Here is a 7,195-nt window from a genome sequence, read left to right as displayed (position 1 = left end):
CCATCTTCACTCTCCGGCCTCGCGCCCGCCAGCCCCTCCCCCGCCCGGCCAAAGCGCACCGGATGGGGGGTCCGGGGGGCGCGCTCGCCTCCCGGCGGGGTCTGGGGCAGAGCCCCAGCCGGCCTCCGGAGGCAGAGCCCCAGCCGGCTTCGCTCGCCGTCAGCCAGCCCTACCCCAACGTCACGACGCCGTAGTTCTTCTTGCCCTTGCGCAGGATGAGCAGGTCGCCGCCGAGAAAGTCTTCGGCAACGAGGGCCCGGTCCTCGGAGGGGACACGTTCGTTGTTGAGGTAGATGCCGCCGGCCTTGATGTCCTTGCGCGCCTGGGAGTTGGACGGGCACAGGCCGATGTCGGCCAGGAGCTTGGGCAGCGGCGGCACATCGGAGAGCGCGTCGAAATTGAGTCCCGGCGCGGCTTCCAGGGCGGCCTTAAGTGTCCACGGGTCCACGGCGTGGAGATCGCCGCCGCCGAAGAGCGCCTCGGTGACGGCCTCGACCTTGGCCAGCTCTTCCTTACCGTGGATCATGGCGGTGGTTTCGCGGGCCAGACGCTTCTGGGCGGCGCGCAGATGCGGCCGCTCGGTGGTCTCCACGGCCAGGGCGTCGATCTCTTCCCTGGGCAGGAAGGTGAAATAGCGCAGGAAGTTGCAGACGTCGCGATCGTCGGCGTTGATCCAGTACTGATAGAAGGCGTAGGGCGAGGTCAGCTCGGGGTTGAGGAAGATCGCGCCCTTTTCGCTCTTGCCGAATTTCGCGCCCGAGGCGGTGGTGATGAGCGGAAAGGTCAGGCCGTAGACGGTGTTGCCGGTCTTGCGGCGGATGAGTTCCAGGCCGGCGGTGATGTTGCCGAACTGGTCGCCGCCGCCGATCTGGAGCGTGCAGCCGAGGGTGCGGCTTAAGTGCTCGAAGTCCATGGACTGGAGGATCATGTAGCTGAATTCGGTGTAGGAGATGCCGGTCTCCTCGCGGCCGATGCGCGATTTCACCGAATCCTTGGCCATCATGTAGTTGATGGTGAAATGCTTGCCGATATCGCGCAGGAACTCGATAACGGACATGGGCCGGGTCCAGTCCAGGTTATTGGCCGGCGTGACCTCGCCTTCGACGCCGAGGCGGGCGAAAAAGGCCATGGCCTGGGCTTTGATCTTCGCGGCCGAGGCGGCAATGGTTTCGGCGGTCTTGAGCTGGCGTTCCTTGTCCTTGCCGCTGGGGTCGCCGATAAGCCCGGTCGCGCCGCCGAGCAGGAAAAGGGGCTTGTGCCCGGCCTTGGCGAAGCGGGCCAGGGCCAGAAGCGGCACGAGGTTGCCGATGTGCAGGCTGTCGGCCGTGGGATCGAAGCCGCAGTAGAGCACGCGGCCCGGGGTGTCGAGGTGTTCGCGCAGTCCGGCGTCGTCGGAAGTCTGGTGGACGAGGCCACGCCAGGAGAGTTCGTCGAAGATGTTCAAGGCAGGTCCTTTTGGGTTGTCGGGAATCGCGCGGAAAATCAGATGTCCTTGCCGGGGATCGGGGCGACCGGCTTGGCCGTTTCACCGGTCTTGGGACCGCGCAGGTACGGCTTGACGCCGCTGATGCGTTCGAGCTGCGTCAGCGTGTCCGGGGTCTTGTTGTAGACGTCGACAAGCACGTTGAGAAAAAACTGCCCGTTCTTGATGTCGGTTTCGATGCGGCAGTCGAAACCGTTTTTCTGCAGCTTGTTTTTAAGCGCCTCGGCGTTCTGGTATTTGCTAAACGAGCCGACCTGATAGGTATCGTGGGGACGTTGCCAGTCGTAGACCGTTTCATCGCCGCAGCCGGCGAGGGTCGAGGCAAGAATGAGGGCCGTCAGCACGAGGATGCGCAGCATGGGTATCCTTATGGTTTTTTGCCGCCGCCGCGACGTTTGGCGTCGTTGTATTCGATGACCTCGGTGCGGCCGTTCTGCTTTTCCGTAACCAGCATGAGCTTGTCGCCGTCGACATTGATGCTCACCAGGCGTGAACATTTATTGATGTTCGGGGTGACGAGGGAGGCTTTGTCGGCCCCCACGGTCACGAGGTCGAAGGTGATGGGGCACTCGGCGTCGCCGACGCCGTGGCGCAAGAGGAGCGCGTCGTAGCCGTCGGCCGGGTCGCCCACGCTCATGTAGGACTGGGCGGTCAGGGACGCGTCCTGGGCCTGATGGATGACCTTGCCGCCAAGCAGAATGGAGGAGGACGCGCCGTCGCGCACCACTTCCAGCGGCCCGGCGACGGTCATGTAGATGGCCATGCGCTCGGGAGCGGCCAGAGCCGCGCCGGCGGCGAGGACGACGAACGCGGCGGCCAGGGCCAGGGCATGAAGGCGTCGGATCATGGCAGGTTCCTCCGGTTGCGGCGGCGCTTACGCAAGCCGCCAGGCAGCGATAGTTACGACCTTGCCCGTGGCCGCGTCAACATCCAGCAGCGCGCCTTGCATTTCCGGCGGCGTGCGGGCCACGGCAAAGCGGACGGGCAGCCCGGTCAGGTAACGGGCGATGACTTCCTCGGGGTCCATGCCGATGGCGGAGGCGGCCGGCCCGGTCATGCCGCAGTCGGTGAGCGTGGCCGTGCCCCGGGGCAGAAGCTGGGCGTCATTGGTCTGGACGTGGGTATGGGTGCCGAGCACGGCGCTGACCCGGCCGTCCAGGTAGTAGGCCAGGGCCTTTTTTTCCGAGGTGGCTTCGGCGTGGAAATCGACGAGCCGCAGCGTCACGTCCGCGGGCATTTTGGCCAGGATGGCGTCGGCGGCGCGAAAGGGGCAGTCCATGGCCGGCATGAACACGCGCCCGAGGAGATTTATGATGGCGAAGGCGGGGCGGTCGTGCGGCCGATACACCCTCCAGCCGCCGCCCGGCGCGCCGGGCGGATAGTTGGCCGGGCGCAGCAGGCGGTCCTCGGTCGCGAACACCGGCACGAGGTCCTTGTGGCGAAAGATGTGGTTGCCGCCGGTCAGGACGTCGATGCCGGCCTCGAGCAGCTGCCGGGCCGCCTTGGCCGTCAGCCCGAGGCCGCCCGAGGCGTTCTCACCGTTGGCGATGACCAGATCGAGGGAAAGATCGCGCCGGATCTGGCGCAAGCGCTCGAAGACGATGCCCCTGCCCGGCCGGCCGACGATATCGCCCAGAAAAAGAATGCGCATGGGGCGGGCCGCTCCCTTCGGCCAGGGGTCAGAGCATTTCGTCCGCGTCGGCGGCCGCGCCCGACAGGGCGCTGGGAACGGGCGTGTCCAGGGGCGGCGGCGGGCCGCCGCATTTGCGACACCGCAAAACAAAGGGGGCGCGGATGCGCCCCCGACACAAAAAAACGCCTATTTGGCGAACCCCACCGCCCGCTTCTCGCGGATGACCGTGACCCGGATCTGGCCGGGATAGGTCAGGTTGTCCTCGATGCGCTTGGCGATGTCCTTGCACAAGATAAACGTCTTGTCGTCGTCCACGTTCTCGGAATCGACCATGACCCGGATCTCGCGGCCGGCCTGGATGGCGTAGGCCTTGGACACGCCGTCGAAATCGGTGGCCAGGTTCTCGAGTTCCTCCAAACGCTTGACGTAACTCTCGAGGAGCTCCTTGCGGGCCCCGGGCCGCGCGCCGGAGAGGCTGTCCGCGGCCTGGACCAGGGTCGCCAGCACGGATTTGGGCGGCACGTCCTCGTGGTGGGCCTGGATGGCGTGGAGAATGTCGGCCGGTTCCCCGTACTTCTTGGCCAGGTCCGCGCCGATGAGCGCATGGGGGCCTTCGATCTCGTGGTCCACGGCCTTGCCGATATCGTGGAGCAGTCCGGCCCGCTTGGCCCGCTTGACGTCGAGGCCGAGTTCCGCGGCCATGATGCCGGCCAGGGAAGCCACTTCCAGGGAGTGCTGGAGCACGTTCTGGGAGTAGCTGGTGCGGTACTGGAGCTGGCCCAGCAGGCGCACGAGCTCGGGATTGATGCCGTGGACGCCGGTGTCGAAGGTGGCCTGCTCGCCGATCTCGCGGACCTTCACGTCGAGCTCCTGCTCGCACTTGCGGACAATGTCCTCGATGCGGGCGGGGTGGATGCGGCCGTCGGTGATGAGCCGCTCCAGGGCCATCTTGGCGATCTGGCGTTTGAGCGGCGAAAAAGCGGACAGGATGACGGTCTCGGGCGTGTCGTCGATGATGAGGTCCACGCCGGTGGCGGCCTCCAGGGCGCGGATGTTGCGGCCCTCGCGGCCGATGATGCGGCCCTTCATCTCCTCGGACGGCAGGCTCACGGCGGTGACGGTCTGCTCGGCCACGAAGTCGCCGGCATAACGCTGGATGGCCAGGGCCAGAATCTTCTTGCCGCTTTTGTCCGCCGTTTCCTTGGCTTCGGTCTCGATCTGGCGGATCATGCGGGCGGCCTCGTGGCGGGTCTTGGACTCGATTTCGTCCATGAGCCGCTTTTTGGCCTCTTCCATGGTCAGCCCCGAAATCTCCTGAAGCCGTTTGTCGTGCTCGGCGGCCAGCCGGGTAAGCTCCGCGCCCTTCTCGTCGAGCTCGCGCTCCTTGGCGGTCAGGCGCTTTTCCGTGGCCAGCATTTCGGATTCCTTCTGGACGATCAGCTCCTGCTTTTCCTCCAGGCGCTCGCGGCGACGCAGCACCTGATCCTCCTTGTCCTCCACGGAAGCGATCTTGTCGCGGAAGTCCTTTTCCAGCTCCTGCTTTTGGCGGAACAGTTCGTCCTGGGCGGCCAGAACGACTTCCTTCTTATGGGCGGAGGCTTCCTTGCGGGCTTCGTCCAGGATGCGGTCGGACAGGGTTTTGGCTTCGTTGAGGGTTTTTTGGGAAATCCATTTGTCGAGGTAGTAACCGGCCGGCAGACCGAGTCCCACGCCCACAATCCCCATGAATATGGTCGAGAATTCCATAGGTTCTCCCGAAGCGGGGAGAGGAAGGGACTCGAATAGCAAGGGAGCGGATTTTTTCAAATCCGTGAGACGGCCTGCAGCATGCCGCAAAGGGTATGGCGCGAATCCAGGAGGCTTGCGAGCGGAATTTTTCCCCGCCGGCACACTTTGCCTGGTTTATGTAAAAGCCCCGGAGCGCCGTGTCGTCAATTCTTTTGAACCTTGGCAACCAAGGCGGACGCCCCTGTTTGACCTTCAGGCCACCCGGTCGCAGCCGGGCACGCACACCAGCCACACGTCGCGGCATCCTATTTTTGAGTATCGGCTCAAAAATAAACTAACAATCACGCACACTCCAGGGAACTTTCCAACAGCCGCCCATGGCGGCAATCAATCTATCTTTGTCAGCAGCGCTCCGACCCGGGTTTCGAGGTCGTCGAGCCGCTGGTTCGAGATGAGCACATCGTCGGCCAGACCCAAGGCGACATAGGCCAGCAATTTCTCCTTACCGAGAGTTTTCCCGCCCGCCTTCAACATGTTGTTGCAGCGTTGCTCCACCAGTTTCCTGGCGGACTCGACGCGCTGTGCTTGCGCGTCTGTCTTGAAAGACAGCTCAAAGCCCAAAATGGACACATTGTAACTGGGCATCGACACCCCGCAGCCGTCCCGGCGGATGTGACGTCAATCGGGAGGTTACGGCTCCAGTTCTACCTGAAGCTTGGCCAGGAGTCCGTCGATCCTATCGGCCACAGCCTTCTTTTCATTGGAAAGCGTGGCCACCTCGGCCCGAAGCGTCGCGTTTTCCTCTTCCAAGGCCTTTTTGAGGGCCACAAGCTCTTCCACGCGTTGCTCAAGCGTATCGAAAATGTCCATGGCTGTTTCCTACGCCCGAATAGTCCCGAAATCAAGCCGCCATCCTACTTGCGCGGTTTTGTCACCTGTCTGCCGCGTCCCAGGGCCAACGCCCCGCCCGGCACATCGGAAGTAATCACGGAACCGGCCCCGACAAGGGCCCCATCGCCGATCGTCACGGGCGCGACCAGGGCGCTGTTGGAGCCGATGAAGGCATGGGCGCCGATGACGGTCTGGTGTTTGTGCACTCCGTCGTAATTGCAGGTGATGGTGCCGGCCCCGATATTCGCCTCGGCCCCGACGGTTGTGTCGCCGAGATAGGTCAGATGGCTGGCCTTGGCCCCCGGGCCCAGGGTCGATTTCTTCATTTCCACGAAATTGCCGATCTTGGCCCCTTCGAGAAGCACCGCGCCGGGACGCAACCGGGCATAGGGACCGACTTGGCAGCCGGCCGCCACGCGCGCGTCCTGCAGGTGACAAAAGGAATGCACGGTGACGTTAGCACCGATTGCGACATTGGCGAGGACGCTGTGTGAAAAGACCGTGGCCCCGGCCGCGACCCGCGTATCACCGTACAGCTCCAGCGGGCCGCACAGTTCCACCCCGGGGGCGAGGGCCACACGCGGTCCGATGCGCACCGCCCCGGCCGCCCGGATGACCACGCCGGCGTCGAGATGGCCGTCGACGATGCGACGACGCAGCGCTTCCTCGGCCGCGACCAGTTCACGCGGGCTGTTGATGCCGAGATAGGCCGGGTCGTCGCCCCGGTTGACGGCCAGGACGGCAAGCCCCGCCGCCGCGCCAAGGCCCACCAGATCGGTGATGTAATATTCGCCGCTCTTGTTGTCGTTGCGCAGACCGGCCAGCAGCGGCGCGACCGCCTCCAGGCGCAACAGATACACGCCGGCGTTGATTTCGCCCGTGGCCGGGCCGTCACGCGACACGTCGTAATCCTTGGCCTCGACGATGCGCACGCCCCCGCCCTGACGCACCACCCGGCCATAGGCGCCGGGATCGGGCAGTTCGATCGACACGAAAGCGACATCCGCCGCCGCGCCAAGGGCTTCGGTAACGAACGCGCCAAGGCTTTCGGCCGTGACCAGCGGCGCGTCGCCGTTGGCCACCAGCACATGGCTGTAGCCCGCGTCCAAAAGGAGCGGCATGGCCACGGACAGCGCATGGCCGGTGCCGAGCTGCTCGGCCTGGAGCACGAACCGGCCGGCCAGGTCGGGAAAGGCGGCCTCGACCGCCTCGGCGCGGTGTCCGATCACCGTCAGCACGCCCTCGCCCAGAAGCGTGGCCAGGGCCTGTTCGCCGTACCACAGCATGGGCTCGCCAAGCAGGGTCTTGAGCACCTTCGGGGCATCGCTTTTCATACGCGTGCCCTTCCCCGCCGCCAGAATCAACGCGCCAATGCGCTTGTCCATGAAAATCTCCCAAACGCCATCAGAAGATATGCGTAGGCCCCGCGCCCTCCGGCGCGGCCGAAAAAGGAAGCCCGG

The 7,195-nt window shown here is 64.9% G+C and carries 8 protein-coding genes and 1 other RNA gene; all 9 read right to left on the bottom strand.

The window, feature by feature from the left end:
* Positions 1 to 169 precede the first annotated feature (169 nt).
* Complete coding sequence (gene tyrS / locus ACMZ6R_RS09525; protein WP_416110755.1) at positions 170 to 1,444, bottom strand: tyrosine--tRNA ligase; 1,275 nt, start codon at positions 1,442 to 1,444, stop codon at positions 170 to 172.
* 38 nt (positions 1,445 to 1,482) lie between these two features.
* Positions 1,483 to 1,842, bottom strand: coding sequence for an SPOR domain-containing protein (locus ACMZ6R_RS09520; protein WP_416110753.1), 360 nt, complete (start codon positions 1,840 to 1,842; stop codon positions 1,483 to 1,485).
* Between the two features lie 8 nt (positions 1,843 to 1,850).
* Entirely contained in the window at positions 1,851 to 2,330 is a 480-nt protein-coding gene (locus ACMZ6R_RS09515) for a hypothetical protein (RefSeq protein ID WP_416110751.1), read from the bottom strand.
* A 27-nt stretch (positions 2,331 to 2,357) separates the two neighbouring features.
* Positions 2,358 to 3,134 carry a TIGR00282 family metallophosphoesterase gene (locus tag ACMZ6R_RS09510; RefSeq protein WP_416110749.1) on the bottom strand — a complete coding sequence of 259 codons (777 nt, stop codon included), beginning with the start codon at positions 3,132 to 3,134 and terminating at the stop codon, positions 2,358 to 2,360.
* Between the two features lie 168 nt (positions 3,135 to 3,302).
* Positions 3,303 to 4,862 carry a ribonuclease Y gene (rny, locus tag ACMZ6R_RS09505; RefSeq protein ID WP_416110747.1) on the bottom strand — a complete coding sequence of 520 codons (1,560 nt, stop codon included), beginning with the start codon at positions 4,860 to 4,862 and terminating at the stop codon, positions 3,303 to 3,305.
* Positions 4,863 to 5,024: 162 nt separating this feature from the next.
* A non-coding RNA gene (gene ssrS / locus ACMZ6R_RS09500) (6S RNA) lies at positions 5,025 to 5,206 on the bottom strand.
* 25 nt (positions 5,207 to 5,231) lie between these two features.
* Positions 5,232 to 5,489, bottom strand: coding sequence for a cell division protein ZapA (locus tag ACMZ6R_RS09495; RefSeq protein WP_416110745.1), 258 nt, complete (start codon positions 5,487 to 5,489; stop codon positions 5,232 to 5,234).
* Between the two features lie 45 nt (positions 5,490 to 5,534).
* Complete coding sequence (gene zapB, locus ACMZ6R_RS09490; RefSeq protein ID WP_416110743.1) at positions 5,535 to 5,714, bottom strand: cell division protein ZapB; 180 nt, start codon at positions 5,712 to 5,714, stop codon at positions 5,535 to 5,537.
* Positions 5,715 to 5,758: 44 nt separating this feature from the next.
* Entirely contained in the window at positions 5,759 to 7,120 is a 1,362-nt protein-coding gene (gene glmU / locus ACMZ6R_RS09485; protein WP_416110741.1) for a bifunctional UDP-N-acetylglucosamine diphosphorylase/glucosamine-1-phosphate N-acetyltransferase GlmU, read from the bottom strand.
* Positions 7,121 to 7,195: the final 75 nt, after the last annotated feature.

This window comes from Solidesulfovibrio sp. C21 (assembly GCF_047785625.1).
Classification (GTDB): Bacteria; Desulfobacterota; Desulfovibrionia; order Desulfovibrionales; family Desulfovibrionaceae; genus Solidesulfovibrio.
Note: the sequence above shows the minus strand (reverse complement) of the source record. Positions and strands in the feature narration are given on the sequence as shown.